Source organism: Vibrio sp. 1562, assembly GCF_033340155.1.
GTDB classification, from domain to species: Bacteria; Pseudomonadota; Gammaproteobacteria; order Enterobacterales; family Vibrionaceae; genus Vibrio; species Vibrio alginolyticus.
Map to the genome: position 1 here is coordinate 1 of NZ_JAWOVY010000808.1, position 510 is coordinate 510.

A 510-nucleotide genomic window follows, 5' to 3' on the forward strand; every position below is an offset into this window, starting at 1 on the left:
GCTGCACCATGATCTACGTTACACACGATCAGGTGGAAGCAATGACCATGGCGGATAAAATCGTCGTACTAGATGGTGGTTACGTCTCTCAAGTTGGCAAACCTCTTGAACTTTACCACTACCCACAGAACCGCTTTGTGGCTGGTTTCATCGGTTCTCCAAAAATGAACTTCATGAGCGTGTTCATCGATGAAGTAGAATCAGAACGCGTTAAAGTTCAGCTATCTAACGGCGTATCATTCTGGATTCCTGTAGATGGTACAACCGTTAACCGTGGCGACCGCATGTCTTTGGGTATTCGCCCAGAGCACCTACTTTCTGCAACCGAAGCTGACGCAACCATTCACGGTGAAGTGATGATCGTAGAGAAGCTTGGTAACGAAACTCAGGTATACCTAAACCTAGAAGGCGCAGACGCGGATGTGATCTATCGTCAACCAGACACGCTAGCTGTCGACACGGGCGATAAATTGGAAATCGGTATTCCTGCTCACCGTTGTCACCTATTCC

General features: G+C 48.0%; 1 protein-coding gene. It reads left to right on the forward strand.

Features of this window, described 5'->3' with window-relative positions; all coding sequences use genetic code 11:
• A partial coding sequence (locus R7Z49_RS27785) for a TOBE domain-containing protein (protein WP_318112877.1) occupies positions 1–510 on the forward strand: 510 nt, incomplete at both ends.